The 24,225-nt window shown below is 68.0% G+C and carries 23 protein-coding genes and 1 other RNA gene; 11 read left to right on the top strand and 13 right to left on the bottom strand.

Features of this window, described 5'->3' with window-relative positions:
- Positions 1-9: 9 nt before the first annotated feature.
- The 8 genes from Bsp3421_RS20465 to ffs all read right to left on the bottom strand — a co-directional run bounded on the left by Bsp3421_RS20465 (position 10) and on the right by ffs (position 7,664).
- Positions 10-912, bottom strand: a complete 903-nt coding sequence (locus Bsp3421_RS20465) for a peptidoglycan DD-metalloendopeptidase family protein (protein ID WP_274002846.1) — start codon at positions 910-912, stop codon at positions 10-12.
- A gap of 5 nt (positions 913-917) precedes the next feature.
- Positions 918-1,919, bottom strand: a complete 1,002-nt coding sequence (locus Bsp3421_RS20460; protein WP_274002845.1) for a protein-L-isoaspartate(D-aspartate) O-methyltransferase — start codon at positions 1,917-1,919, stop codon at positions 918-920.
- Positions 1,916-2,677 carry a 5'/3'-nucleotidase SurE gene (surE, locus tag Bsp3421_RS20455; RefSeq protein ID WP_274002843.1) on the bottom strand — a complete coding sequence of 254 codons (762 nt, stop codon included), beginning with the start codon at positions 2,675-2,677 and terminating at the stop codon, positions 1,916-1,918. The genes Bsp3421_RS20460 and surE overlap by 4 nt, the downstream gene beginning before the upstream one ends.
- A 61-nt stretch (positions 2,678-2,738) precedes the next feature.
- A complete protein-coding gene (locus Bsp3421_RS20450) occupies positions 2,739-3,944 on the bottom strand; it encodes a CaiB/BaiF CoA transferase family protein (protein ID WP_274002842.1) in 1,206 nt (401 codons plus the stop codon).
- 84 nt (positions 3,945-4,028) lie between these two features.
- Complete coding sequence (recR, locus tag Bsp3421_RS20445; protein WP_274002840.1) at positions 4,029-4,625, bottom strand: recombination mediator RecR; 597 nt, start codon at positions 4,623-4,625, stop codon at positions 4,029-4,031.
- 28 nt (positions 4,626-4,653) lie between these two features.
- The gene (locus tag Bsp3421_RS20440; RefSeq protein ID WP_274002838.1) at positions 4,654-4,980 is read right to left on the bottom strand and encodes a YbaB/EbfC family nucleoid-associated protein; all 327 of its coding nucleotides are present in this window, start codon (positions 4,978-4,980) and stop codon (positions 4,654-4,656) included.
- 93 nt (positions 4,981-5,073) lie between these two features.
- On the bottom strand, positions 5,074-7,425 hold the full coding sequence (dnaX, locus tag Bsp3421_RS20435; RefSeq protein WP_274002836.1) for a DNA polymerase III subunit gamma/tau: 2,352 nt from the start codon (positions 7,423-7,425) through the stop codon (positions 5,074-5,076).
- Positions 7,426-7,565: 140 nt separating this feature from the next.
- Positions 7,566-7,664: signal recognition particle sRNA small type (ffs, locus tag Bsp3421_RS20430), an RNA gene on the bottom strand.
- Between the two features lie 365 nt (positions 7,665-8,029).
- Between ffs and trxA the strand changes: the two genes are divergently transcribed.
- From trxA to Bsp3421_RS20380, 10 genes are all read left to right on the top strand, one after another.
- On the top strand, positions 8,030-8,356 hold the full coding sequence (gene trxA / locus Bsp3421_RS20425) for a thioredoxin TrxA (protein WP_252982903.1): 327 nt from the start codon (positions 8,030-8,032) through the stop codon (positions 8,354-8,356).
- A gap of 194 nt (positions 8,357-8,550) precedes the next feature.
- The gene (gene rho, locus Bsp3421_RS20420; RefSeq protein ID WP_006478662.1) at positions 8,551-9,813 is read left to right on the top strand and encodes a transcription termination factor Rho; all 1,263 of its coding nucleotides are present in this window, start codon (positions 8,551-8,553) and stop codon (positions 9,811-9,813) included.
- Positions 9,814-9,946: 133 nt separating this feature from the next.
- The gene (locus Bsp3421_RS20415; RefSeq protein WP_274002755.1) at positions 9,947-10,432 is read left to right on the top strand and encodes a MerR family transcriptional regulator; all 486 of its coding nucleotides are present in this window, start codon (positions 9,947-9,949) and stop codon (positions 10,430-10,432) included.
- Positions 10,429-11,985, top strand: coding sequence for an MFS transporter (locus Bsp3421_RS20410; protein ID WP_274002754.1), 1,557 nt, complete (start codon positions 10,429-10,431; stop codon positions 11,983-11,985). Before Bsp3421_RS20415 ends, Bsp3421_RS20410 begins: the two co-directional genes overlap by 4 nt.
- A 45-nt stretch (positions 11,986-12,030) precedes the next feature.
- Positions 12,031-12,867 carry a zinc-dependent peptidase gene (locus tag Bsp3421_RS20405; RefSeq protein ID WP_274002753.1) on the top strand — a complete coding sequence of 279 codons (837 nt, stop codon included), beginning with the start codon at positions 12,031-12,033 and terminating at the stop codon, positions 12,865-12,867.
- 157 nt (positions 12,868-13,024) lie between these two features.
- Complete coding sequence (locus tag Bsp3421_RS20400) at positions 13,025-13,288, top strand: type B 50S ribosomal protein L31 (protein WP_274002752.1); 264 nt, start codon at positions 13,025-13,027, stop codon at positions 13,286-13,288.
- Between the two features lie 209 nt (positions 13,289-13,497).
- Positions 13,498-15,249: an ArnT family glycosyltransferase gene (locus tag Bsp3421_RS20395; protein WP_274002751.1), complete on the top strand. Its 1,752-nt coding sequence runs from the start codon at positions 13,498-13,500 to the stop codon at positions 15,247-15,249.
- Positions 15,250-15,252: 3 nt separating this feature from the next.
- Positions 15,253-16,605, top strand: coding sequence for an MATE family efflux transporter (locus tag Bsp3421_RS20390; RefSeq protein ID WP_274002750.1), 1,353 nt, complete (start codon positions 15,253-15,255; stop codon positions 16,603-16,605).
- A 376-nt stretch (positions 16,606-16,981) separates the two neighbouring features.
- The gene (locus tag Bsp3421_RS20385) at positions 16,982-17,527 is read left to right on the top strand and encodes a ComEA family DNA-binding protein (protein ID WP_274002749.1); all 546 of its coding nucleotides are present in this window, start codon (positions 16,982-16,984) and stop codon (positions 17,525-17,527) included.
- Positions 17,528-17,608: 81 nt separating this feature from the next.
- Positions 17,609-18,040: a YidB family protein gene (locus Bsp3421_RS20380; protein ID WP_274002748.1), complete on the top strand. Its 432-nt coding sequence runs from the start codon at positions 17,609-17,611 to the stop codon at positions 18,038-18,040.
- Between the two features lie 108 nt (positions 18,041-18,148).
- On the opposite strand, the gene clpB is transcribed toward Bsp3421_RS20380, so the two are convergent.
- Positions 18,149-20,746 carry an ATP-dependent chaperone ClpB gene (gene clpB, locus Bsp3421_RS20375; RefSeq protein ID WP_274002746.1) on the bottom strand — a complete coding sequence of 866 codons (2,598 nt, stop codon included), beginning with the start codon at positions 20,744-20,746 and terminating at the stop codon, positions 18,149-18,151.
- A gap of 132 nt (positions 20,747-20,878) precedes the next feature.
- Complete coding sequence (locus Bsp3421_RS20370; protein ID WP_252988002.1) at positions 20,879-21,391, bottom strand: Rrf2 family transcriptional regulator; 513 nt, start codon at positions 21,389-21,391, stop codon at positions 20,879-20,881.
- 202 nt (positions 21,392-21,593) lie between these two features.
- Between Bsp3421_RS20370 and Bsp3421_RS20365 the strand changes: the two genes are divergently transcribed.
- Complete coding sequence (locus Bsp3421_RS20365; RefSeq protein WP_274002745.1) at positions 21,594-22,157, top strand: group III truncated hemoglobin; 564 nt, start codon at positions 21,594-21,596, stop codon at positions 22,155-22,157.
- Between the two features lie 18 nt (positions 22,158-22,175).
- On the opposite strand, the gene moaE is transcribed toward Bsp3421_RS20365, so the two are convergent.
- The 3 genes from moaE to Bsp3421_RS20350 are packed head-to-tail and all read right to left on the bottom strand — an operon-like array spanning position 22,176 to position 24,203.
- Positions 22,176-22,658, bottom strand: coding sequence for a molybdopterin synthase catalytic subunit MoaE (moaE, locus tag Bsp3421_RS20360; protein WP_274002744.1), 483 nt, complete (start codon positions 22,656-22,658; stop codon positions 22,176-22,178).
- A 9-nt stretch (positions 22,659-22,667) separates the two neighbouring features.
- On the bottom strand, positions 22,668-22,925 hold the full coding sequence (gene moaD, locus Bsp3421_RS20355; RefSeq protein ID WP_274002743.1) for a molybdopterin converting factor subunit 1: 258 nt from the start codon (positions 22,923-22,925) through the stop codon (positions 22,668-22,670).
- 24 nt (positions 22,926-22,949) lie between these two features.
- The gene (locus Bsp3421_RS20350; protein WP_274002742.1) at positions 22,950-24,203 is read right to left on the bottom strand and encodes a molybdopterin molybdotransferase MoeA; all 1,254 of its coding nucleotides are present in this window, start codon (positions 24,201-24,203) and stop codon (positions 22,950-22,952) included.
- Positions 24,204-24,225 lie beyond the last annotated feature (22 nt).

Genomic DNA, 24,225 nt, shown 5'->3' with positions numbered 1-24,225 from the left:
TCGTCTCGTCTATTGAGGCGGCAAATACTTCAGCGGATCGACAGGTTTACCCTGCCGGCGAACCTCGAAATGCAGCATCACACGGTCTGAATCGCTATTGCCCATCTCTGCGATTTTCTGGCCTTTCGTCACCGCGTCCCCCTCTTTTACCATCAAAGCGCGGTTGTGTGCATATGCGGTGAGATAAGTCGCGTCGTGCTTGACGATAATGAGGTTGCCATAGCCCCGCAGGCCATTGCCCGCGTACACCACGCGACCATCCGCGGCCGCCTTCACCGGGTCGCCCGCCGCGCCGCCGATGTTGACGCCTTTGTTCTTCGCATCGTCGAATGTGTTCAGCAACGGACCACGCGCCGGCCACATGAACGACACCGCGCCGCCCGCCGCCGACGCGCCCGCGTCGCCTGCCGGCGCTGCCACGGGCGGCGTCGCCACGGGCGGCGTCGCCGTCGAACCGGACCCATATACGGGCGCAGCGGCCGGACCGCTCGACAGCGGCGCCGTCTGCACCGCGGCGCCCGCGACCGGTGTCGTCGCGACGCCTGCCGCGCCGGCGCTCGCGCCCGGCGACACGACGCGCAGCAATTGATCGACTTCGATCTGATTCGGATTGGTGAGGTTATTCCACGCCGCGATATCGCGATAATTCTGGCCGTTTTCGAGTGCAATCCGATATAGGGTGTCGCCCGGCTTTACCCGGTAATAACCGGGCGGCGGCGGACCCAGCGGTACGGCCGGCTGGGCCGCGCCCGCGGTGGTGCCGAGCGCGCCGGAGCGGTCGACGACGGGTGCCTGGTCGAGGCGCGTCGCACAAGCGCCAAGCAGCGTGAAAGCAGCCACGCAGATCGCGCGCTGAGCGAGCGAGAGCGGAATCTTCGAACGATTGGTTTGCATCGCGCGCAACATACTCATCGGTGTCAAATCACTCCGGATTTTAAAGGGACAAAGAAAACGCGATCAAGCCGCGACTCGCGCCACTGCGCGGCCGCGACCCGTTCGACGAGCGTCAGCACCTGGGACTGGCCGTCCTGAGCGCCGACCGGAGCCACGAGCCGCCCGCCGATCGCCAATTGTTCAAGCAAGGCCTGCGGCACGTCGAGCCCCGCCGCCGCGATCACGATCGCGTCGAACGGCGCCGCCGATGGCAGACCGACGCGCCCATCGCCGTAATGCAGCCGAATGTTCGGCACGCGCAACGGGCGCAAATTCAGTTTCGCCCGCTCGTAGAGCGGGCGGATGCGTTCGATCGAATACACGTCGACCGCGACCTGGCTCAACACCGCCGCCTGGTAACCGCAGCCGGTGCCGATCTCCAGCACCCGCTCGAGCGGCCGGCCCGCGGATGCCAATTCGATCATGCGCGCCACGACCGACGGCTTCGAGATCGTCTGCTGATGGCCGATCGGCAGCGCCGCGTCCTCATAGGCCTGGGCCGCGAGCCCGGGATCGACGAACATGTGACGCGGCACGACGGCCAGCGCATTCAGCACGCGCGGATCGGTGATGCCATTCGCGCGCAGCCGTTCGACCATCCGTTCGCGCACGCGTTCCGACGTCAGTGCGAGCTTCCCGTTCAAGGCGACATTGGGCGCGGCCGGCTTAGGCGCGGCCGGCCTAAGCGCGGCCGGCTTGGATACGGCCGGCTTGGATACGGCCGGCAGCGAGGCGACCTGCCTGGGCGAAACCGGCTTGGGCGCGACGTGCCCCGGCTTGGCGGGCTTGGAAGCCGCCGCCCCGGCCGAGGGCTTCGATGCGCGCCCGTCCGACTGCGAGGCGCTGCGCGCCGTGGCCGAACCGAGCCGCTGGCGCGCGGCGTCGCCCGCCGCCTGGCGCTCGCCCGCCAGGCCTTCCGGCTTGCGCGGCTCGCGCTTGAGATCTTCGAGCGCAAGCGGAAACCGCTTTGCGCGCTCGCCGCTCATGAAGCGTCGCTCCTCGCGCTCGCCCAGTCGTGCGTCGCGGCCAGCATCTGGGTGTGGGTCAGGTCGAGCCGCAGCGGCGTAATCGACACCTCGCCGCGCGCCGTGGCATGGAAATCGGTGCCTTCGCTCGAATCCAGCGCCTCGCCGGACGCGCCGATCCAGTAGATCGGCTCGCCGCGCGGGTTGGTCTGGCGAATCACCGGCTGCGACGGATGACGCTTGCCGAGGCGGGTGACCGTCCACGCGCCCAGCGCCTCGTACGGCCGGTTGGGAATATTCACGTTCAGCAACGGCTGGCCCGCCAGCGGATGCGCGAGATAGTGCCGCACGACCTCGGCCGCCACGCGCGCAGCGGCGTCGAGATGCGCCCAACCTTTGTCGACGAGCGAGAACGCGATCGCGGGAACGCCGAACATCACCCCTTCGGTGGCCGCCGCGACGGTGCCCGAGTAAAGCGTGTCCTCGCCCATGTTCTGGCCGTTGTTGATGCCGGACACGACGAGACCGGGGCGCGCGTCGAGCAGGCCCGTGAGCCCGAGGTGCACGGAGTCGGTCGGCGTGCCGTTCACGTAGTAAAAGCCGGTGCTCGCCGAACGCTGCAGCGACAACGGCCGCGACAGCGTGAGGGAATTCGACGCGCCGCTGCAATTCTGCTCGGGCGCGATCACCGTGACCTCGCCGAGCGGCAACAGCGCTGCATGGAGCGCCGCGAGGCCCGGCGCAAGGTAGCCGTCGTCGTTACTGAGTAGGATTCGCATCCGGCGATTGTAACCGAGGAAAGATGGCGCGCGAACGACAGTCCGGTCGCGCGCGCGGCGCTCAGATCACCCGTTTGTCGCGCAATGCGCGAATGGCCTCGGGCGTGTAGCCCAGCGAGCCCAGCACCTCGTCGGTATGCGCGCCGAGTTCGGGCCCGAGCCAGCGCGTATCGCCCGGCGTATCGGACAGCTTCGGCGTGACGGCCGGCAGCGGGATCTCCGCGCCGTCCGCCAGCTTGAAGCGCTCGATCATCTGGCGCGCGATGAATTGCGGATCGCTGAACATGTCGGCCACGCTGTAGATGCGCCCGGCCGGCACATCCGCCGCGTTGAGCACGGCGAGCGCCTCGTCGATCGTGCGCGTCGCGAGCCACGCGGCAATCGCGTCGTCGATCTCGCGCGTGCGCGGCACGCGCCCGTCGTTTTGCGCGAGCGCCGGATCGTCGGCGAGATCGGGCCGCTCGATCGCCGCCATCAGGCGCTTGAAGATCGGATCGCTGTTGCCGCCTATCACGATGCTGCCGTCGCGGCACGGATAGGTGTTGGACGGCACGATGCCGGGCAGCGACGCACCCGTGCGCTCGCGCACGAGCCCGTACACGCCGTACTCGGGCACCACGCTCTCCATCATGTTGAACACCGCCTCGTACAGCGCGACGTCGACCATCTGCCCCGCGCCGCCGTTCGTGTTGCGGTGATGCAGCGCCATCAGCGCCCCGATCACGCCGTGCAGCGCCGCGATCGAATCGCCGATCGAGATGCCGATCCGCGGCGGCGGCAGGTCCGGGTAGCCGGTGATGTGCCGCAGGCCGCCCATCGATTCGGCGATCGCGCCGAAGCCGGGACGGTCGCGATACGGTCCGGTCTGCCCGTAGCCGGACAGGCGCACCATGATGAGGCCCGGGTTGTCGGCCGACAGCACGTCATAGCCGAGCCCGAGCTTCTCGAGCAGGCCCGGACGGAAATTCTCGATCACGATGTCGGCCTCGCGCGCGAGCCGCCGCGCGATCTCGCGGCCTTCTTCCGATTTCAGGTTGAGCGTGACCGATTTCTTGTTGCGCGCCTGCACCGACCACCACAGCGAGGTGCCGCCCGCTTCCGGATACAGCTTGCGCCACTTGCGCAGCGGATCGCCGCCGTTCGGATCCTCGATCTTGATGACTTCGGCGCCGAACTCGGCAAACAATCGCGCCGCGAACGGCCCTGCGATGAGCGTGCCGAACTCGAGTACCTTGACGCCCGCGAGCGGGCCCGGGGTTGCGTGCATGTCGCTTCCTCGATGTGATGCGAAGGCTGAACCGCCCTGCGGCGGCGGCTCGCGGAGAGGCCGCGCGGTGGTTCCGCGCGGCGGCTACATCGTGCGGCGATCGAGCATCGCCCGCGCGATCGTGCCCGCGTCGACGTACTCCAGTTCGCCGCCCACCGGCACGCCGCGCGCGAGCCGCGTGACCGCGAGCCCGCGCGCCTTGAGCGTCTGCCCGAGGTAGTGCGCGGTCGCCTCGCCTTCGTTGGTGAAATTGGTCGCCAGGACCACTTCCTTGACGATTCCGTCCGACGCGCGCCGCACCAGCCGGTCGAAATGAATTTCCTTCGGGCCGATGCCGTCGAGCGGGCTCAAGCGGCCCATCAGCACGAAGTACAGGCCGCGGTAGGTCATGGTCTGTTCGAGCATGATCTGGTCGGCTGGGGTTTCCACCACGCAGAGCAGCGTGGGGTCGCGTTCCGCGTCGCTGCAGACCTCGCAGATCTGCGCCTCCGTGAACGTGTTGCACTTCTCGCAGTGCTGCAAATGCTCGGTCGCGAACAGCAGCGAGCGGCCGAGCCGCTCCGCGCCGTCGCGATCGTGCTGCATCAGGTGATACGCGATGCGCTGCGCCGACTTCGGGCCGACGCCGGGCAGCGCGCGCAGCGCCTCGACGAGCGCGGACAGGGCGGAAGGCTGTTTCATACGCGGATGGGCAACGACGCGACGGGGCTCAGAACGGCAGCTTGAAGCCCGGCGGCAGCGGCAGACCTGCCGTCATGCCGCTCATCTTTTCCTGCGAGGTCGCCTCGGCCTTGCGCGCCGCGTCGTTGAACGCCGCCGCGACGAGATCCTCGAGCATGTCCTTGTCGTCCGTGAGCAGGCTCGGGTCGATCGTCACGCGGCGCACTTCGTTCTTGCAGGTCATCGTGACCTTGACGAGACCGGCGCCCGACTGCCCCTCGACTTCGATGAGGGCCAGCTGCTCCTGCATCTTCTTCATGTTTTCCTGCATCTGCTGGGCTTGCTTCATCAGCCCCGCGAGTTGGCCTTTCATCATGGACATGCTCCTTCGTATACGTTTGAAAACCGGCGCGATCTTAGCGCCGGATCCGGGATAAGGGAATGGGGCGCGGCGCGCCCCCTCGCGCGTTCAGTGCAGCGTCGGTGCAGCGCCTTCCGCCGCCGGGCCGCCGTCCGCCGCCAGCGGGCGCACCGAGCCTTCGACGATGCGCGCGCCGAACTCGCGGATCAGCTGCTGGACGAACGGGTCTCCGCCGATCTCCTGCTCCGCCTCGCGCTGACGCTGCGCACGCGCCGCGGCGTCGAGCGCGGCCGCGGTACGACGCGCGGCGCCGACCGTGACCTCGACCTCGACCGGCTTGCCGAGCGTGTCCGCCAGCGCGGCCTTGAGTTTCGCGACCTGCGCGGCGTCCGCGTACTGCGGCACGGGCACCGACAATTTCAGCCCCCCCCCGTCGACGGCGGTCAGTTCGCTGTTGAACGCCAGCTGGTACGCCACCCCCTTGAGCGGCAGCGTCGCAGCCAGCGCCGGCCATTCGCCGTCGTAGCCGATCGCGTCGAGCGCGATCGCGGGCGGCAGCGGCCGGGCGTCGACAGGCGCCGCCGGCGCGGGTTTCGGGGCAAGCCGCACATCGTCCGGACCGCTGTCGAACACCGGCACGAAGCCGTCGTCGAGCGGCGCGCCGAACATCTCGTCCGCCGACAGCGGCACGTAGTCGTCCGGCGGAATGTCTTCCCAGGGCGGTGCATCGCTCGATGCGCCGCCGGCCTGCGGCGCCGCGCGCGGCGTGGGCACCGGCACGTTGACCCGGGGGCCGGGCTTCGCGGCCGCCGCCGTGGGAGCGGGGGCGGCCGGCTTCGGCGCGGCGGACGCGCGACCACGATCCGTCGACACGCGCATGCCGGCGTTGCGCAGCACGTCAAGCGCGGCCGCCGCCCCGCCCGCGCGGGCGGATGCGGCCGGCGCAGGCCGTGCGGCAGGCGGGTCGGCCGGCTTCGCCGCCTCCGCGGATTGAACCGGCGCAGGCTCGGCAAGCGGAGCGGCCGGCGCAGGCGGCGTGATCTCGGCGACGAGCGCCGCCTCGACAACCGTTTCACCCTGCGCCGGCGCGCGCGCTTCAGACTGCGCGACTTCAGACTGCGCGACTTCAGACTGCGCGACTTCAGGCTGCGCGGCGATGGTTTCCGCGCGCGGAGCGGGTGCAGGGACAACAGGCGCAGGTACAGGTGCAGGCTCGGCCAACACCGCGGCCGCGACCGGCGGCTGGGCCGGAACCGGTCGAACGCCGGCCGGCTGCGCGCTCGCCGCCGAGGCGGCGGGTTGCGCGCTGCGCGCGGCGCTTGCGCGACCACCCGCGACCGGCAGCGCGCCCGGCGCCGAGCCGCCCGCGCCGGCAGCGGCCGGCTCGAACGCCAGCATCCGCAGCAACGTCATCGTGAAACCCGCGTATTCGTCCGGCGCGAGCCCCAGCTCGCTCCGCCCGACCGTGGCGATCTGGTAATAGAGCTGCACCTGCTCCGGGCTCAGCGTCTCGGCGAAGCGGCGCAGATCGCCCGCCTCCGGCCACTCGTCGAGCACCGACGCCGGCGCGAACTGCGCCCATGCGATCCGGTGCAACAGCCCGGCGAGATCCTGCAGCGCGGTCGAGAACGACAGGCTGCGCAACGCCATTTCATCGGCGATCGCGAGAATTCCGGGGCCGTCGGCCGTCGCGAGCGCGTCCAGCAGCCGGACCATGTAGGTCTGATCGAGCGCGCCCAACATGCCCGACACCGCCGTCTCGGTCACCTGGTTCGCCGAATAGGCGATCGCCTGGTCGGTCAGCGACAGCGCATCGCGCATGCTGCCCTGCGCGGCACGCGCGAGCAGCCGCAGCGCCTGCGGTTCGAACGCGATGCGCTCCTCGCCGAGGATCCGCTCGAGATGCGACACGATATGCCCGGCCGGCATCTGCTTCAGGTTGAACTGCAGGCAGCGCGACAGCACCGTGACGGGGATCTTCTGCGGATCGGTGGTCGCGAGGATGAACTTGACGTGCGGCGGCGGCTCCTCGAGCGTCTTCAGCATCGCGTTGAACGCGTGGTTCGTCAGCATGTGCACTTCGTCGATCATGTAGACCTTGAAGCGCGCATCGACGGGCGCGTACACAGCGCGCTCGAGCAGCGCGGCCATTTCGTCGACGCCGCGATTGCTCGCCGCATCCATTTCGACATAGTCGACGAAGCGCCCCTCGTCGATTTCGCGGCATGCGCGACAGACGCCGCACGGCTGCGACGTGACGCCCGTCTCGCAATTGAGCGCCTTGGCGAAGATGCGCGACAGCGTGGTCTTGCCGACCCCGCGCGTGCCGGTGAATAGATAGGCGTGATGCAAACGCCCGCCGTCGAGCGCGTGCGTAAGCGCCCTGACGACGTGCTCCTGGCCGACGAGCGAAGCGAAATCCTTCGGACGCCACTTGCGTGCGAGAACTTGATAGGTCATCGGGAAATTGTATCAGCAACGCCGCGCCGCGCCGACAGGCGGAATACGCCGGACGCGCACGCGCGCACGCGCGCACGAACTGCACGACTGCATCGCGGCAAGGGGACGTTCAGGGGGATGGGGTAAAACAGAAAAGGAAAGGTGACGAGCCTGACCCTCGGCACTGGTGGAAAACGGCTGTGGCTGCTTCGTTCCCGACCTGACCAGGTTGACCGCCCCTCCATGCGAGGAGGCCCGTCACGGCGAATTCTATCACCGCCCGCCGCCCAACGCGACCCTTATCTCGCAATCGACTGAAAACCGACCGAATCGCGGCCCTCTTGTATCCCTCTTGTATTTGCGCGCGCCGCCATTATTTACGGTCGTGACGTGGATCAAACCGGCGGCACACCCCTACTCGCGTAAAGGCTACTATCGCCATCCACGGCGCATAGCAATTTAAGCTAATATGACGCCCGAATGACCCGCGAGCCGCGCGACGCAGCGCTCACGCCCTTCTTTCCCGGAGAGCGGAGCTGTCTGCCCGAGCGGCCGGCCGCCCGGCGGCCGGCACGCCGGCAAGGCGCCTGCAGGCAGTCCCCGAACTGAAAGAGGTATTGACCCAATGAGCGAACTGATCAAACACATCAACGACGCATCGTTCGAACAGGACGTCGTCAAATCCGACAAGCCCGTGCTGCTGGATTTCTGGGCCGAATGGTGCGGCCCGTGCAAGATGATTGCCCCGATCCTCGACGAAGTCGCGAAGGATTACGGCGACAAGCTGCAAATCGCGAAGATCAACGTCGACGACAACCAGGCGACGCCCGCGAAGTTCGGCGTGCGCGGCATCCCGACGCTGATCCTCTTCAAGAACGGCGCCGCCGCCGCACAGAAGGTCGGCGCCTTGTCGAAGTCGCAACTGACCGCGTTCCTCGACAGCCATCTCTAAATCAGATGTGCCCGCACGTGTTGTCTGCCGACAACACGTGCGCCGCGAAGCCGCCGATCGGCCACTCAAGCCAGAATCGGCCTATGCTAGAATCAAAACACGTCGATAAGACGCAGTTAAGTCTCTGAGCGTTTCCGCTCGCCCTCCTCCCTATTTCTTTCGTCGCATCTTCTCCTCCCTGGCGGGATCTCCGTATGCATTTATCCGAGCTCAAGTCTCTGCACGTCTCCGAATTGATCGAAATGGCCAATGGCCTGGAGATCGAAAACGCGAACCGCCTGCGCAAGCAGGAGTTGATGTTCGCCATTCTCAAAAAGCGCGCCAAGACGGGAGAAACGATCTTCGGCGACGGTACGCTCGAAGTGCTGCCGGACGGTTTCGGTTTCCTGCGCTCGCCCGAAATGTCGTATCTCGCGAGCACCGACGATATCTATATCAGCCCGTCGCAGATCCGCCGCTTCAACCTGCATACCGGCGACACCATCGAGGGTGAGGTGCGCACGCCGAAGGACGGCGAACGCTATTTCGCGCTCGTCAAGGTCGACAAAGTCAACGGGCAGCCGCCCGAGGCCTCGAAACACAAGATCATGTTCGAGAACCTCACGCCGCTGCACCCGAACAAACCGCTGTCGCTCGAACGCGAGATGCGCGGCGAGGAAAACGTCACCGGCCGCATCATCGACATGATCGCGCCGATCGGCAAGGGCCAGCGCGGCCTGCTCGTCGCGTCGCCGAAGTCGGGCAAGACCGTGATGCTTCAGCACATCGCGCACGCGATCAAGCAGAACCACCCGGACGTGATCCTGTTCGTGCTGCTGATCGACGAGCGCCCCGAGGAAGTGACCGAAATGCAGCGCTCGGTCGCAGGCGAAGTGATCGCCTCGACCTTCGACGAGCCGGCCACGCGTCACGTGCAGGTCGCCGAAATGGTGATCGAGAAGGCCAAGCGCCTCGTCGAAATGAAGCACGACGTCGTGATCCTGCTCGACTCGATCACCCGCCTCGCGCGCGCCTACAATACCGTGATCCCCGCATCGGGCAAGGTGCTGACGGGCGGCGTCGACGCCAATGCGCTGCAGCGTCCGAAGCGCTTCTTCGGCGCCGCGCGCAATATCGAGGAAGGCGGCTCGCTGACGATCATCGGCACCGCGCTGATCGAAACCGGCAGCCGCATGGACGACGTGATCTACGAAGAGTTCAAGGGCACCGGCAACATGGAAGTGCACCTCGAGCGCCGCCTCGCGGAAAAGCGCGTCTATCCGTCGATCAACCTGAACAAGTCGGGCACGCGCCGCGAAGAAATGCTGATCAAGCCCGAGATCCTGCAAAAGATCTGGGTGCTGCGCAAGTTCATTCACGACATGGACGAAGTCGAAGCGATGGAATTCCTGCTCGACAAGATCCGCCAGACGAAGAGCAATTCCGAGTTCTTCGACCTGATGCGCCGCGGCGGCTGATTCCGCCCCGCGCATCGCCCCGCCAAGCCGCCCCGATGGGCGGCTTTTTTCATGCCCGGCAAACGCACAGGTGCACGTTTACGTTAACCTTGAAACCGGCCCAGCGAATCGCCGCCATCGGGCGGCCTGCCCCATGACCCAAGACACCGCCACCCTGCTGCTGACCGTGCGCGACGCCGCCGAGCGGCTCGGCGTGACCCCGCGCACGCTCAAGTATTACGAGGAACGCGGCCTCGTGACGCCGAGCCGCAGCGAGGGCCGCTACCGCTTGTACGACGCGGCGGATCTCGAACGCTTCGCGCGGATCCTGAGGTTGCGCGCGATCGGCTTCTCGCTGCACGGCATCATCGAGATGCTGAAGCGCCCCCTCGACGACGCCGGCGAAGACGGCCGGCAACGCTATTCGGACGCGTCGCTGCGCGACATCCACGAGAATCTCGCGCAACAGATCGCCACCCTCGACGCCCGGATCGAGGCCGCGCAGCGCGAGCTGAAGGAAGTGCGCGCGCTCAAGCAGGAACTGCAGCACGACATCGACTACATCGAACGGCGACTCGCGGGCGAACCGCGCGACGCGCTGATCGCGCAACGCCAGGCCGCCGCCCGCCGCCGGTCATGAGCGCCGCGCCGGGCCGGCCGACCCGCCCGGGCCTCGCGCGCCTGCGCGCGGATCTGTTCCCGTGGACGCTCGCGCTCCTCACCGGCCTCGACTACTTCGACAACGCCACCTTCTCGTTCTTCGCGAGCTACATCGCGGGCGGCATCAATGCCTCGCCCGACGAACTCGTCTGGGCGTCGAGCGCCTACGCGGTCACCGCCGTGCTCGGCATCCTGCAGCAGCAATGGTGGGTCGACCGGCTCGGCCACCGGCGCTACCTCGCCGCGAGCATGCTGATGTTCTCGCTCGGCGCGTTGGCCGCGGCGCTCGCCGACACGTCGCTGCAACTCGCGTTCGCGCGCGGCTTCCAGGGTTACTTCATCGGCCCGATGATGGGCGCGTGCCGGATCCTGATCCAGATCAGCTTCGCGCCGACCGAGCGTCCGCCCGCCACCCGCGCGTTCCTGATCCTGCTGTTGCTCGGCAGCGCGCTCGCGCCGATCGCGGGCGGCCTGCTGGTCGCGCATTTCACCTGGCGCGCGCTGTTCGCGTGCACGGTGCCGGCCGGCATCGCATGCGCCGGCATCGCGCTCCTGGTCGTGCCGGACGGCGGCGAGACGCCTCCCGACGCGCGCGGCAGCGCCCATTTCTGGCCGTACGTGATCTTCGCGTTTGCGCAGGGCGCGCTGCAGATCGTGATGCAGCAGGTGCGCTTCGAGCTGTTCGCCGGCTCGCCGCAACTGATCCTGCTGACCGTGGGCGGCCTCGGTGCGCTCGCCTGGTTCGTGCATCACCAGTGGCGCCACCCCACACCGCTGGTGCGGCTGCATGCGTTCCGCGAAAGCACGTTCCGCGTCGGGTTGCTGCTCTACATGTTCTACTACTACGAGACCACCGGCTACAGCTACCTGATCTCGCGCTTCCTCGAATCCGGGCTCGACTATCCGGTCGAGAATGCGGGCCGGCTGGTCGGCACGATGTCGCTGATCTCCGCGAGCGCGTTGTTCGTCTACCTGCGCTATGCGAAGCGGATCACGCACAAGAAATGGATCATCGTGCCCGGCTTCGCGCTCGGGGCCCTGGCGGCGCTGTGGATCGCGCGCCTGCCGCCCGATGCCGGCGAAGCCGCGCTGATCATGCCGCTGCTGCTGCGCGGCCTGCTCCTGCTGTTCATCGTGCTGCCCGTCGCCAACCTGACCTTCCGCGTCTTCGCGATCGACGAGTACACGCACGGCTACCGCCTCAAGAACATCGTGCGCCAGCTCACGATCTCGTTCGCCACCGCCTCGGTGATCATCGTCGAGCAGCATCGGCAGGCGCTGCACCAGACCCGGCTCGTCGAGCAGGCCAACGTCTACAACCCCATCTTCCAGCACAGCGTCGACGTGCTCACGCGCCACTTCGCCGCCGCCGGCCACGCCCTCGGCGAAGCGCACACGCTCGCGCTCGTCTCGATCAGCCAGACGATCGTCCGGCAGGCCGCGTTCCTGACCTCGCTCGACGGCTTCTATTTCCTCGCCGCCGTCGCGATCTGTGGGGGCGTGTTCGCCACTTGGCAAAAAGAGATCGATTGAGGTAGGTTAAGCGCCTGTCTCCACCGCCCCCCGCCCGACCTCCCGATGCTCGCCAAATTCGCCCAGTGGTTCGGCGCCCGCCGCCGCGACCGCGCGCTGCGCGCCCACGCGATTCCCGACCCGCTGTGGCAGTCCACCGTCGAACGCCTGCCGTTCCTCGCCCATCTGTCCGCCGACGACCTGCAACGCCTGCGCGAACTGGCAAGCCTGTTTCTCGCCCGCAAGTCGTTCTCCACCGCGCACGACCTCGAGCTGACCGACGCAATGACGGTCGGCATCGCCGCCCAGGCCTGCCTGCCCGTGCTGAACCTCGATCTCGACCTGTATCGCGGCTGGGTCGGCGTCATCGTGTATCCGGGCGAGTTCGTGATCCGCAAGACCGTCGAGGACGAGGACGGCGTCGTGCACGAAGTCGAGCAGGACGCGAGCGGCGAGGCGTGGGAAGGCGGCCCGGTGATCCTGTCGTGGGAGGACGCGCAGATGACCGACGGCAGCGACGCCTACAACGTCGTGATCCACGAGTTCGCGCACAAGATCGACATGATCAACGGCGCGGCCGATGGGCATCCGCCCCTTTTTCGCCGCTGGCACGCGCCGTTCATCGACGCCGAGCGCTGGTCCGACGTGTTCGATCATGCCTACGACCAGTTCTGCCGCCGCGTGGATTCCGTGTCCGATCGCGCCTGGGCCCGTTTCGAGCGGGATTCGCTGATCGATCCCTATGCGGCCGACCATCCGTCGGAGTTCTTCGCGGTCTGCAGCGAGGCCCTGTTCGTGCAGCCGCACGCATTCGAATCCGAGTTTCCCGAGCTGTACCGCCTGCTCGCCCGCTACTACCGGCAGGATCCGGCCGGATCCGGGGCGCTCGCGGCGCCGGCGTGAGAAAAACTCGTCAAGCGTCTGATTCTCTGGCATAATCGCGAGCTTTCGACCTCAGGCAAGTGGCTCGCGCAGGGCTTTCGGTACCGATCACGCGTCCTCACGGGGCGTGCGATGGCGAAAGCGGCGGGTTGGCTACCGCTCTCACCCAGGAAAAATCATGAAAGAAGGCATTCACCCGAATTACCGCGAAGTCGTTTTCCAAGACATGTCGAACGGCTTCAAGTTCGTGACGCGCTCGACCATCCAGACGCGCGAAACGATCGAACTCGAAGGCAAGACCTACCCGCTCGCCAAGATCGAAGTGTCGTCGGAATCGCACTCGTTCTACACCGGCCAGCAGAAGATCATGGACACGGCCGGCCGCGTCGAGAAGTTCAAGAACAAGTTCGGCTCGCGCGCGAACGGCAAGGCGGCAAAGTAAGTGCCGCACCGCAACCGGCGGCCGTATCGCCGGTTCAGCAAAAAGGGCAGCCCAGGCTGCCCTTTTTTGTCGCCGCGCGCCGCCGCGCGAAATACCGCCAGATCCGCTGACGCGCATCGCCCGCCGCGTCTACAATGCCGGATGCTCCGAATCACGCCCATCCAGCGCGCCTCGCTGCGCGCGTGGCCCCTCTCCTGCCGCACATCTGCATGAAGCCTGTCGTCCGTCTCACCGCCTCCGCCACCCGCGCGCTGCCGCGCTGGCTGCTGCTCACGCTCTGCATCGTCTATGCGGCGTTCGGCCTGTTCGGCCGCGACCCGTGGAAAAACGAGGATGCGGCGGGCTTCGGCGTGATGTGGACGATGGCCGAGGGCAAGCTGCATGACTGGCTGCTGCCCAACCTGCTCGGCAAGTTCATCACCTCGGACGGCCCGCTCGGCTACTGGCTCGGCGGCCTCGCGATCCGCGCGCTCGGCCCCTGGGTCGATCCGAGCAACGCCTCGCGCGTCTATACCGGGATCCTGTTCTGCGTCGCGTGCGCGTTCGTCTGGTACGCCGCGTACCTGCTCGGCCGCCGCCCCGAGGTCCAGCCGTTCAAGTACGCGTTCGGCGGCGAACCCGAGCCGCGCGACTACGGCCGCACCCTCGCCGACGGCGCGCTGCTCGTCCTGGTCGCCTGCTTCGGCCTCGCCGAACGCGGCCACGAGACCACCCCGCAGCTCGCGCAATTCGCCTCGATCGCGATGTTCGTCTACGGGCTCGTGCGCTCCGTCGACAAGCCGCTGCAAGGCGCGCTCTGGTGGGGCGCCGCGCTCGGCCTCGTCGCGCTGTCCGGCAACCCGGTGCTGGTCGGCGCGCTGCTCGTCGGCACCGCGGCGCTCGTCGCGTTCGCGCCCGAATTGCGCAACCGCTGGCTGCCGCTCGTCGGCCTGCCGCTCGCGATCGTCCTGTTCGCCGTCTGGCCGGTCGCGGCGCTCACGCTGTTTCCCGACGACGCGAACTGGTTCCTCAACCAGTGGCTGTATGGCAGCCTGATGCGTTTTTCGGGTCCGCCCACGGCGGTGCTCGGCTACGCGGCGAAAAACCTGCCGCTCTTCACCTGGCCCGCCTGGCCGCTCGCGCTGTGGGCCTGGGTCAGCTGGACCGGATTCCGCCGCCGGCCGCACATCGCCGCGCCGCTGTCGGTGATCGTGCCGCTCGTCGCGCTCGTGATCCTGCAGAGCCAGCAGACCAACCGCATGTACCTGCTGATCCTGCCGCCGCTCGCGGTGCTCGCGACCTTCGCGCTGCCCACCCTCAAGCGCGGCGCGATCAACGCGATCGACTGGTTCGCGGTGCTCAGCTTCACGATCCTCGGCAGCTTCGTCTGGCTCGTCTGGCTCGCCTCGCTCACGGGCTTCCCGTACCCGCTCGCGCGCAACCTCGCGCGGCTCGTGCCCGGCTACGAACCGCACTTCAAGGTGCTGTCGTTCGCGTGCGCGCTCGCCGTGACGGTATGCTGGGTGCTGCTCGTGCGCTGGCGCATCTCGCGGCAGCCGCAGGTGCTGTGGCGCAGCGTCGTGCTGTCGAGCGCGGGCACCACGCTGATGTGGGTGCTGCTGATGACGCTGTGGCTGCCCTTCGTCAACTACAGCCGGACCTACCGCGACGTCGCGCAGCAGATCGCCGCGCACCTGCCGGCCGACTACGAGTGCATCTCGCCCGTCCGGCTCGGCGACGCGCAGATCGCGACCTTTGCCTACTTCGGCGACATGCACTTCTCGTTCACCGACGACTGCGACGTGCTGCTGCGCCAGGACCGCGCCGACTACGGCGAGCCCAGCTCGATCTCGCAATACGTATGGCGCCTCGTCTGGGAAGGCCGCCGCATCGCCGACCGTGACGAGCGCTTCCGCCTCTACGAGCGGATCGAGCGGCCGAAGCCGCCCGTCAAGCGCCGGCCGGCGCGCCCGCGGAACTGACCGATGCTCGCCGACCTGCGCCGGATCGTCGGACTCGCCTGGCCCGTGCTCGTCGGGCAGCTCGCGTTGATCGCGTTCGGCGTGATCGACACCGCGATGGTCGGACGCTTCTCCACGGTCGACCTCGCCGCGCTCGGTCTCGGCGCCTCGATCTACATCTCGGTCTTCATCGGCCTGACCGGAATCCTCTCCGCGTTGCAGCCGATCGCCGGGCAGCTGTACGGCGCGCGCCGCCCCACCGAAATCGGCGAGGAGGTCCGCCAGGCGCTCTGGCTCGCCGCGCTGCTGGCCGTGCCCGGCTTCCTGCTGCTGCATTTTCCCGAACTCCTGCTGCGCCTCGCGCATGCGCCCGACGAACTGCATGCGCGCACCGTCGACTACCTGCGCATCCTGTCGTTCAGCCTGCCGGCCGCGCTGCTGTTCCGGATCTACAACGCGCTGACCAACGCGGTCGGCAAGCCGCGCCTCGCGATGATCCTGCAGGTCGGCGCGCTGCTGCTCAAGTTTCCGCTCAACCTGTGGTTCATCTTCGGCGGCCTCGGCGTGCCCGCGCTGGGCGGGCCGGGCTGCGGGCTCGCGAGCACGCTGATCAACTGGGGGCTCGCGCTGATCGGCTTCGTGCTGCTCGCGCGCCACAAGGTGTTCGCGCCGCTCGCGATCTTCACGCGTTTCAGCTGGCCCGAGTGGCGGCGTCAGAAGGCCCTGCTCGTGCTCGGCGTACCGATGGGCCTGTCCTACCTGATCGAAGTCACGTCGTATGCGTGCATGGCGCTCTTCATCTCCCACTTCGGCACCACCATGCTCGCCGGCCACCAGATCGCCGCGAATCTCGGCGCGGTGCTGTACATGACGCCGCTCGCGATCGGCGTCGCCTCCTCGACCCTCGTGGCCCAGGCGCTCGGCGCGGGGCAACCGGCGGCCGCGCGCGCGCTATCGCGCCACGCCATCCTGTTCGCCGCGGCAACCGCATGCTGCTACGGACTCCTCGTGTTCATGCTGCGGCCCGTGCTCGTGCTCGGCTATACCTCGAACCCGCAGATCGCCGCAGCGGCCCTGCCGCTGATGGCGATCGTCGCCCTCTATCACGTCTTCGACGCGGTGCAGATCAGCACCGCGTTCGTGCTGCGCGCCTACCGGGTCGCGATCGTGCCGACCGTGATCTATGCCACCGCACTGTGGGGCGTCGGCATCGGCGGCGGCTACCTGCTCGGCTTCGATATCGTCGGCTGGGCGCCCGCGTGGCTGACCGGCGCGCGCGGCTTCTGGTGCGCGAACATGACGAGCCTCGCGGTCGCCGGCAGCGGGCTCGTGCTGTACTGGCGGCATATCAGCCGGCAGCGGCTCACGGCCGACTGATTCGAATCCAGGACCGGGCGTCGCGCGTGCTGAAGCCCAAGGCAGACGCAACGCACGCTTGCGGACCACCGCCCGCGCGCCACGCCCTCCGTGCGCACCACATCCTCCGCGCCAACCCGCCCGGCCATCGACGCAATCGACGCGGTCCTCCGTGCAGTGGCAACGCCCTGACGCGCCGCCGTCGCGCCGTACTCCGTCAAGAATGGTAAAAACCGGCCGCGAATCGACGCCCCACCCTTTACAGCGGACGGCCCATTGCGCAACACTCAGCCGACTGTCTTAAAAAGGGCACGCGTTTGTCCTATGCTTGAACGCAGCACGCCACTGTAGGCGGCCGCTCCAACAGCCATTCATCCGTTACAAGGGAGTCCTTGCCATGCTGAAAAAGCTGCTGATGCTGCTCGTCGCGCTGTCCCTGTCGCTGTCCGCGACGTTTGCCGCGGCGGTCGAGGTCAACACGGCCGACCAGGCCGCGCTCGAATCCGTGAAGGGACTCGGACCGGTTAAGTCCAAGGCGATCATCGACGAACGCACCAAGAACGGCCCCTTCAAGGACGCCGACGATCTCGCGAGCCGGGTCAAGGGCCTCGGCACGAAGTCGGTCACGAACCTGGAAGCCGCCGGTCTGACCATCGGCGGCGCATCGACGCCGCCGACGGGCGCGAAGGCGAAGACCCCTGCGGCGAAACCCGCCGCCGCGCCGGCCACGACGACCGCTGCAACGACGACGCCCGCGCCGTCGACGGCCGCGAGCGATGCGGGCGGCAAGCCGGCCAAGGCGAGCCGTTCGAAGAAGAAGGCCGCCGCCGCGGCAAGCGCCGCGACCGACGCGAGTGCGCCGGCCGACGCCTCGGCCCCCAAGGCGAAGAAGAAAGGCGGGAAGGCCAAGGCGGCGTCGGCAGCAGCTGCGTCCGGCGCCTGAGCATCACACCGCGCTCCGTGCGCGGATTTACCACCCCAGCGACGCCGCACGGGCGGCGTCGTTCAACCTAGCGAGTACATCATGGGTCTCCTCGACATCGTTGGCGGTCTGATCGGCGGCCAATCGGGCGGCAACAACCAGAACGCCCTGCTCTCCACCGCGCTGGAGTTCATCAACAACCAGCCGGGCGGCCTCAACGGCCTCATCGAGAAATTCAACGCCGGCGGCGCGGGCGACATCATCGGTTCGTGGGTCGGCAACGGCACGAATCAGCCGATCTCGCCGGAACTGCTGCAGAACGTGCTCGGCTCGGACACGGTCGGCGCGCTCGCGAGCAAGGTCGGCATCGACCCGGCGCAAGCCCCCGGCGTCCTCGCGCAGGTGCTGCCGCACATCGTCAACGGCGCGACGCCGAACGGCGAAGTGCCGGCGGGCGGCCAGGTCGACACGTCGAACGTGCTCGGCACGCTGACCCAGTTGGCCGGCCTGTTCGGCGGCAACAAGCAGGGCTGACGCGCAGCGGCCCCGCCAAAAACAACACCCCGCCTCGGCGGGGTGTTGTTTTTGGTGCGGCCGGCTAGGTGCGGCCGGCGCGGCAACCCGCGCGCCGCACCGCGTCGTTCAGTGCACGACGCGATCGAACACGAACTTGCCGTCCTGCACGTCGACCGGGATCACGTCCTTCGGACCGAAACGGCCAGCCAGGATCAGCTTCGCGACCGGATTCTCGATCTCCTGCTGGATCGCGCGCTTGAGCGGCCGCGCGCCGAACAGCGGGTCGTAGCCCACCTTGCCGATCTGTTCGAGCGCCGTTTCCGACACCTCGAGCGCCATATCGAGCTTGGCGAGCCGGTCGTGCAGGCGCGCGAGCTGGATCTTCGCGATCGACTGGATGTTGCTGCGGTCGAGCGCATGGAACACGACGACGTCGTCGATGCGGTTCAGGAACTCGGGGCGGAAGTGCTGCTTGACCTCCAGCCACACCGCATCCTTGATTTCGTCCTGCGGCGCCCCGGCCATCGCCTGGATCACCTGCGAGCCGAGGTTCGACGTCATCACGATCACCGTGTTCTTGAAATCGACCGTGCGGCCCTGGCCATCCGTCATCCGGCCGTCGTCGAGCACCTGCAGCAGCACGTTGAACACGTCCGGATGGGCCTTCTCGATCTCGTCGAGCAGGATCACGCTGTACGGCTTGCGGCGCACGGCCTCCGTCAGGTAGCCGCCCTCCTCGTAGCCGACGTAGCCCGGCGGCGCGCCGATCAGCCGCGCGACGCTGTGCTTCTCCATGAACTCGCTCATGTCGATGCGGATCAGATGATCTTCCGTATCGAACAGGAACGACGCCAGCGCCTTGCACAGCTCGGTCTTGCCCACGCCCGTCGGCCCGAGGAACAGGAACGAGCCGTACGGCCGGTTCGGGTCCGAGAGGCCCGCGCGCGAGCGGCGGATCGCGTCGGCCACCGCGTCGATCGCCTCGTTCTGGCCGATCACGCGCTCATGCAGCTTCTCCTCGATGTGCAGCAGCTTCTCGCGCTCGCCCTGCATCATCCGCGACACCGGAATGCCGGTCGCGCGCGACACCACCTCGGCGATTTCCTCCGCGCCGACCTGGGTGCGCAAGAGCCGCGGCCGGCTCGGGCTGTGCTGTTCGCGCTCCTCGGCCTGCGTGACCTGCTTGAGTTGCGCCTCGAGCTGCGGCAGCTTGCCGTACTGCAACTCGGCGACCTTCTCCAGCTTGCCTTCGCGTTGCAGGCGGACGATCTCCGCGCGCACCTTCTCGATCTCTTCCTTGAGCTGCGCGCTGCCCTGCACGGCCGCTTTCTCTGCAGTCCAGATCTCTTCGAGATCCGCGTACGCGCGAGCCAGCCGCTCGATCTCTTCCTCGATCAGCTGCAGGCGCTTTTGCGACGCCTCGTCGGTTTCCTTCTTCACGGCCTCGCGTTCGATCTTCAGCTGGATCAGCCGGCGGTCGAGCTTGTCCATCTCCTCCGGTTTCGAGTCGATTTCCATCTTGATCTTCGAGGCGGCCTCGTCGATCAGGTCGATCGCCTTGTCCGGCAGAAAGCGGTCGGTGATGTAGCGGTGCGACAGCTCCGCCGCCGCGACGATCGCCGGGTCCGTGATGTCGACGCCGTGATGCAGCTCATACTTCTCCTGCAGGCCGCGCAGGATCGCGATGGTGGCTTCGACCGACGGCTCGTCGACCAGCACCTTCTGAAAGCGCCGTTCGAGCGCCGCGTCCTTCTCGATGTACTTGCGGTATTCGTCGAGCGTGGTCGCGCCGATGCAATGCAGCTCGCCGCGCGACAACGCCGGCTTGAGCATGTTGCCCGCGTCCATCGCGCCTTCGGCCTTGCCCGCGCCGACCATCGTGTGGATCTCGTCGATGAACACGATGGTGCGGCCTTCGTCCTTCGCGATGTCGCTGAGCACCGCCTTCAGGCGCTCCTCGAATTCGCCGCGATACTTCGCGCCCGCGAGCAGCGCCGCCATGTCGAGCGACAGCACGCGCTTGCCCTTCAGCGTGTCGGGCACTTCGCCGTTGACGATCCGCTGCGCCAACCCTTCAACGATCGCGGTCTTGCCGACGCCGGGCTCGCCGATCAGCACCGGGTTGTTCTTGGTGCGGCGTTGCAGGATCTGGATCGAGCGGCGGATTTCGTCATCGCGGCCGATCACCGGATCGAGCTTGCCGGCGCGCGCGCGCTCGGTCAGGTCGACCGTGTATTTCTTGAGCGCCTCGCGCTGGCTTTCCGCATCCTGGCTGTGCACCTGCGAGCCGCCGCGCACCGCGGCGATCGCGGCCTCCAGCGCCTTGCGCGTGAGGCCGTGCTGGCGCGCGAGCTTGCCCGCGTCGCCCTTGTCGTCGGCCACCGCGAGCAGGAACATCTCGCTCGCGATGAAGCTGTCGTTGAGCTTCTGCGCTTCCTTGTCCGCCTGGTTCAGCAAGCCGGCCAGCTCGCGGCCGACCTGGACCTCGCCGCCCGTGCCCGTGACCTGCGGCAGGCGCGAGATCGCCTCGTTGAGCGCGCCTTGCAGCGCCTGCACATGGACGCCGGCCCGTGACATCAGCGAACGGGCCGAGCCGTCGTGCTGCGCGACCAGCGCCGCCAGCACGTGAACGGGCTCGATGTATTGATTGTCGCGCCCTGCCGCGAGGCTTTGCGCGTCGGCCAGCGCTTCCTGGAACTTGGTGGTGAGTTTGTCGATCCTCATGAAGAGACCTCCAATTTTCGAATACCACCAACTTGAGGATGGTTATGCGCCTTTCAAGCCGAAATCGTCAAAAAAAGCACCGGATCTTCGCGCAACGCGCGAAGTCCGGTTCCGGCGGGCGCCGCAGCGAATTCAGCCGGCTGCGGATGCCGGGATCGGCGCACCGATCGGCGCGTCGGCCGGGATCACCTTGATCGGGATCATGCCGAGCAGCGTGGCGAGCTGGGCGCTCGGTTGTGCCAGCTCGCTGATCGTGTGCCGATCGAGCTCGGCGAAGAAGGCCGAGCGCGCCGCCGTGAATACATCCTTCAGCCGGCATTGGGACTCGATCACGCAGTGGCGATGCGAGTCCGCCTCGCCCGAGCTGGGGAAGCAGCCGACCAGCGCGAAATCGTTCTCGGTCGCGCGCACCACTTCGCCAACCGTCAGCGCCATCGAGTTCGCATTGAGCCGCAGGCCGCCGTTACGGCCGCGCACGGTCTCGATCCATCCGAGTTCGCCCAGCTGCTGCACCACCTTCATCAGGTGGTTCTTGGAGACGCCATAGGCGTCCGAGATCTCCTGAATCGTCGTCAGGCCCTCTCCGCGGACCGCGAGGAACAGCATGACGCGTAGAGAATAATCGGTATAGTCGGTCAGTCTCATGAGCGGATATGTCGTGTCGTAGTGATCGTGCCCCGAATCGACGGACGACATGCGCGTGTTGCGCGAAACACGCTGCCGGCATTGCCGATTCAACGGTCGCACCATAAGATGCGGCCTGACTGCACTTTATTGGGGGTGGCCGATCGCTATTGTGCGACAAAATCGCGCGCCCGTCCTGAGCCGCTACCCGGCCCTTTTTGACATGACTGCAACCCATTTCCCCGCCGACCGCTCCCCCGAACCACCGGCCAAGGCCGCGGCGCCCGATGAGGACAATATCCGCGCGCTCGTCCATACGTTCTACGAACGGGTGCGCGACGACGCGCTGCTCGGCCCCGTGTTCGACGCCAAGCTGGCGGGCCGCTGGGACCCGCATCTGGACAAGATGGTGACGTTCTGGACGAGCCTCGTGCTCGGCACCAAGGCGTATCGCGGCAACGTGCAAGCCGTGCACCAGCCGCTCGACGGCGTGGAGCCTGCGCATTTCAGCCGCTGGCTCGCGCTGTTCCTGAATACCGTCGAGGCGCGCTACGCGCCGGCGGCCGCGGTCCGCTTCATGGCGCCCGCGCTGCGGATCGCGCAAAGCCTGCAATTGAGCCGGTTCGGCTGGGACTACCGGATTCCGGCCGAGCAGCAGGCGCTGCTCGACCTGATCGCGCCGCCGCGCGCGGGCGACGCGCACGACGGCCACGATGCGCCGCGCCGGCCGCGCGGCGAGCCGTTTCCGGCGAAGTTCGTCGGCCGCGGCCCCGACGACGCCGACTGACGCGGCCCGGGCCGCGCTTCAGGCAGCCGGATCCGCGTTGCCGGACGCGACGCCCCAGCGCGCCAGCGCCGCATCGTCGCTGTCGCGCGCGTCGACCCAGCGTTCGCCGGCGGGCGTCATTTCCTTCTTCCAGAACGGCGCCTGCGTCTTCAGGTAATCCATCACGAATTCGCACGACGCGAACGCGTCTCCACGGTGCGCCGCGACGGTCGCGACCAGCACGATCTGGTCGAGCGGCCGAAGCTTGCCGACCCGGTGCACGATCGCGACGTCGATCCCGGACCAGCGCGCGATCGCGTCGGCCGCGATCGTCTCGAGCGCCTTCTCCGTCATGCCCGGGTAATGCTCGAGTTCGAGCGTCTCGACGGCCGCGCCGTCGTTCAGGTCGCGCACCGTGCCCACGAAGCACGCGACCGCCCCCACCTTCGGATTGCGCGCGCGCAATGCCGCCAGCTCGGCGCCGACGTCGAAATCAGCGGTCTGGACCCGTACCGTCGCCATCGCGCCTCCTCACCCGCCCGTGACCGGCGGGAAAAACGCCACTTCACAGCCCTCGGTGAGGCGCGTGCCGGCGTCGGTCATCGTGTGGTTGCACGCCATCCGCAACGCGCGGCCGTCCGCGAGCGTCTCCGCCCACACGCCGCCGCGCGCGCGCAACCAGGCCCGCACGTCGCCCACGGTCGCGACGCCGTCCGGCACGTCGACCGACTCGGCCGCCACGCCCAGCGCCTCGCGCACGCTCGCAAAAAATCTCAGTTCGATATTCATCTCGTCACACACTCCGCCCGGCGCTCAGCCGAGCAGCTCGGAAAAAGGCAGGAAGCGCACGGTCTCACCCGCGCTGATCGCATGGTTCGGCGGGTTGTCGATGAGGCCGTCGCCCCACACGGTCGAGGTCAGCACCGCGGAACTCTGGTTCGGGAACAGATCGAGGCCGCCCGCCGCGTTCACGCGCGCGCGCAGGAACTCGTTGCGGCGGTCGGCCTTGGCCTGCGTGAAATCGGCGCGCAGCGACAGCGCGCGCGGCGCGACCTCGGTCACGCCCGCGACGCGCAACAGGAACGGCCGCACGAACAGCAGGAAGGTCGCGAAGCTCGACACCGGATTGCCCGGCAGCCCGACGAACCACGCTTCGCCGTCGGCCGCGCCCGGGCCGCGCCGCACCGCGCCGAACGCGAGCGGCTTGCCCGGCTTCATCGCGATCTGCCACAGCGCGAGCCGCCCTTCCGCCTCGACGGCCGGCTTCACGTGATCCTCGTCGCCGACCGACACGCCGCCGCTCGTCACGATCAGGTCGTGCGCGCGCGCGGCCTCGCGCAGCGTCGCGCGGGTCGCGTCGAGCGCATCCGGCACGATGCCGTAGTCGGTCACCTCGCAGCCGAGCCGTTCGAGCAGCCCGCGCAGCGTGAAGCGGTTCGAGTTGTAGATCGCGCCGGGCCGCAACGGCTCGCCCGGCATCGTCAACTCGTCGCCCGTGAAGAACACCGCGACCTTCACGCGCCGCGTCACCGCGAGCTGCGCGCAGCCGACCGACGCCGCGAGGCCGAGCGCCTGCGGCGTGAGGCGCACGCCCGCGGGCAGGATCACCGCGCCGCGCCGGATGTCCGCGCCCTGCGCCGTGATCCATTCGCCCGGCTTCGGTGTGTGCAGGATGTCGACCGCGTCGCCCGCGGGCGCCGTCTGCTCCTGCATCACGACGGCGTCCGCGCCCGGCGGCACGGTGGCGCCCGTGAACACGCGCGCGGCGGTGCCGGGCACGAGCGGCTCGGCCGGATGGCCGGCCGGGATCCGCTGCGACACCGGCAGGCGGCGCTCGCCGTGCATCAGGTCGGCGACCCGCACCGCATAGCCGTCCATCGCGCTCGTGTGCATCGGCGGCACGTCGAGCGGCGACACCACGTCGGCCGCGAGCACGCGGCCCAGCGCGTCGAGCGTCGCGACGGTTTCGGTTTCGGCGAGCGGGCGCGCCGCACCGAGCAGCGTCGCCAGCGCGTCGGCCGTCGACAGCATCGGCGCGCGCGGCGCCTGGGAAGTGGGTTCGGACATCGAGTGGGGAAATAAGGAAACG

The sequence above is a fragment of the Burkholderia sp. FERM BP-3421 genome (genome assembly GCF_028657905.1).
Classification (GTDB): Bacteria; Pseudomonadota; Gammaproteobacteria; order Burkholderiales; family Burkholderiaceae; genus Burkholderia.
This window is presented reverse-complemented; position numbering and strand designations above follow the sequence as displayed.